The 2,593-nt window shown below is 64.8% G+C and carries 2 protein-coding genes; both read left to right on the top strand.

Annotated features, from left to right (window positions below; all coding sequences use genetic code 11):
• A partial coding sequence (locus ACSQ84_RS35930) for an autotransporter outer membrane beta-barrel domain-containing protein (protein ID WP_436216496.1) occupies positions 1-697 on the top strand: 697 nt, incomplete at its 5' end.
• Between the two features lie 195 nt (positions 698-892).
• On the top strand, positions 893-2,593 hold a 1,701-nt coding region (locus tag ACSQ84_RS35925), incomplete at its 3' end, for a beta strand repeat-containing protein (protein ID WP_436216495.1).

Here is a 2,593-nt window from a genome sequence, read left to right as displayed (position 1 = left end):
CGGTTTTGCACTCGCCGGCGGCGGCACCAGTTTCAGCGTCAACGGATTTGGCTCGGGCCGCTCCGACCTGTTCCAGGCCGGCGCATTCATCCGGCACAATGTCGGTCCGGCCTACATCACCGGTGCGCTGGCCTATGGCTGGCAGGACATCACCACCGATCGCACCGTCACCGTTGCGGGCATCGACCAGTTGCGCGCAAAGTTCAACGCCAATGCCTGGTCGGGCCGCGTCGAGGGCGGCTATCGCTTTGTCAGCCACGGCTTTGGCTGGACGCCCTACGCTGCCGGGCAGTTCACGACGTTCGAACTACCGGCCTATGCCGAGCAGGCCATCGTCGGCGCCAACACGTTTGCGCTGGCTTACACCTCCAAGAGCGTCACCAGCACCCGCAGTGAGCTCGGCCTGCGCACCGACAAATCATTCGCGATGCCAACCGGCATCTTCACCCTTCGCGGCCGCGCCGCCTGGGCGCATGACTTCAACCCGGACCGCGCCATCGCCGCCACGTTCCAGACGTTGCCGGGCGCAAGCTTCGTCGTCAACGGCGCGCGGCAGGCCGCCGATGCTGCGCTGGTGACGGGTTCCGCCGAGATGAAATGGACTAACGGCTGGTCGATCGCTGGCACCTTCGAGGGCGAGTTCTCGAACGTGACCGAGAGCTACGCCGGCAAGGGCGTGGTGCGCTACGCCTGGTGATACTGGCAATTGGGGTGGGACGGCCGCGAGGGCGCCGGGCGTGAGGCCAAAACCTGGCAACGAACCATGTTGCCGAATTAGCGCATATCCATCTTAAGTGGTTTAGTCCGGTTCCATCCCATTGTTGCCCATCCCCCGCATCGATAGGCTCGAAGCCTGAATCGCGCATTATGTTTTATTGATCAGGAAATTGCGATGGCACGGCACTTGCCCAACACGCGCCATCGCGCGAAGTCGGACACCGCACTGGCGGGATCGCTCGCACGGCTCGTTCGCCCAATTGCGATGGGGGCGTTCAGCGCCGCAGCCGCCGTGCTGACAAATGTGGCGCTCACCGAGCGAGCCGCTGCAGAGACCTGGAATGGCGGCGGCGGATTCTGGGACGTCGCGGCCAACTGGACTCCCGCGACCGTTCCCAATGCGATCGACGCCACTGCGACGTTCAACGCGGTCACTTCCAACCTCAGCTACGCCATTTTACTGAACAACGGTCCGTTCACGGTCGGTACGCTGAACCTCAATAGTCCCGTCGCCGACAGCGGCTATGGCATTGGAGGGGGGACGCTGATCATGCAGGTTAGTGCGGGGTCGGCGGCTATCAACGTGCAGAGCAGCAATATCGTAAGCGACTTTGGCAATAGCACAACACTGCAACTGAATTCCAATACGGTGATCACCACTGCCAGCTCCGCAGCACATCTAAGAGTGGATGGCCTGGTCGCTGGCGGCGGCGCACTGACCATCGCGGGTCCTGGCACTGTTACTCTGAATAATGCCAACACGTACACCGGCGACACCACGCTCGCGGCCGGCACGCTTGCGATCGGGAACGCCACTGCGCTCGGCACGGGCAATGTCTACTTCACCGCCGGCGCCTTGCGCTCAGATATCACCGGCACGCTCGCAAACGCCATCGTCGTCAACGGCGGCGGAACCTCCCACATCAGCGCGGCGAGCGGCCAGACCTTGAATCTCACGGGCACGTTCGACCTGCTCGTCGGCGCGGCCGGGATCCAATTCGGCGAGGCCGGCGGCACCGGCACCGTGGTTTGGTCGAGCGGCGGCGCTATCATCAACGTGCCGCCGAACTACACGCTGGATGTCCTCGGCGGCACGTTGCGTGGCACCAACAACGTGCTCGATTTGTTCGCGGGCAATGCAGTCGCCACTAACATCGCCGCCGGTGCCACGGTCGACTTCACCGATCCGGCTGGGTCGCGTGTGCGCAATCTTCAGTCGGCCGGCACCGTCGTCATCGGCGGCACCTCGCTGCTCGTCGGTGGCGGCCAGTCCAGCGGGGCGATCACCGGCGCGGGTGGGCTAGTCGTCCGTACGCCGGGGTCATCCAGCAACACGGGCCTGCTCGTCCTCTCCGGCACCAACACCTATGCCGGCGGCTCCTCCATCCAGACCGGGGCCACCCTGCAGCTTGGCGCCGGCGGCACCACCGGCTCGATCCTTGGCAACGTCGCCAACAGCGGCACGCTCGCCTTCAACCGCTCGAACGCGGTCCAGTTCGACGGCGTCGTCTCAGGCTCCGGCGTACTCCGCAAAGACGGCGCCGGCGCGCTCAACCTCACCGCCATCAACACGTACACCGGCAACACGACGGTCAACGCAGGCCTGCTTGCGGTGAACGGTTCGACCGCGTCTTCATCGCTGACGACAGTCAATGCCGGCGCTACGCTCGGTGGCAACGGCACCGTCGGCAACACCACGATCAACGCCGGCGGTGCGCTGGCGCCCGGCAATTCGATCGGACTCCTGACGGTGCAAGGCAACCTCGCGTTCGCGGCGGCGTCGAGCTACATGGTGGAAATCTCGCCCGCCAGCGCCGACCGCACCAACGTTACTGGAACCGCAACGCTCGGCGGCGCGACCGTGAATGCGAGTTTT

This window comes from Bradyrhizobium sp. LjRoot220, from assembly GCF_964252915.1.
Classification (GTDB): domain Bacteria; phylum Pseudomonadota; class Alphaproteobacteria; order Rhizobiales; family Xanthobacteraceae; genus Bradyrhizobium.
This window is presented reverse-complemented; position numbering and strand designations above follow the sequence as displayed.